At 66.8% G+C, this 437-nt stretch carries 1 pseudogene; it reads left to right on the forward strand.

Going from position 1 to position 437, the window contains the following annotated elements:
* Nucleotides 1-437: pseudogene (locus MKK69_RS10225) on the forward strand (hypothetical protein); the annotation flags it as partial.

The raw sequence follows: 437 nt of genomic DNA on the forward strand, positions 1-437 counted from the left end.
GCCAGCGCGCACGTGAAGTGGTTCTGCGCCTATGATGTCGCCGGCCAACCGCGCGGCCTCGAGCAGGTGCTATGCCCGAACTTCGAGTGGCTGACGGGGCTCGCCCTGGTCTGCCTGATGGCGGGCTGCCTGGCCGAGGGCACTTCGCTCGGCGGCGCTCTCCTGAATGCGCTCGACCGTGTCACAACCCGCATCCGCATCGACACCGAGCTGTTGGTTCGCTGCACGCTCGGCTTCTTCCTGGTCCCGCTCTGGGGGCTCGGCGGGATCATCCTCACTCCGGAACTGAAAACCGACGTAGCTAGGATCCCGTGCGTGCAACTCGCCATGGCTGCGTGCCTGATCTGGCGCCGGACCATGCCGCCCACCCGGCTCGCTCTCTGCTCTCTGTTCAGCTACGCCACGCCGCAGTCCGGCGGCTTCCATCTCGCCGATTT

It is taken from the genome of Methylobacterium sp. J-026, assembly GCF_022829585.1.
In the GTDB taxonomy this organism is placed as follows: domain Bacteria; phylum Pseudomonadota; class Alphaproteobacteria; order Rhizobiales; family Beijerinckiaceae; genus Methylobacterium.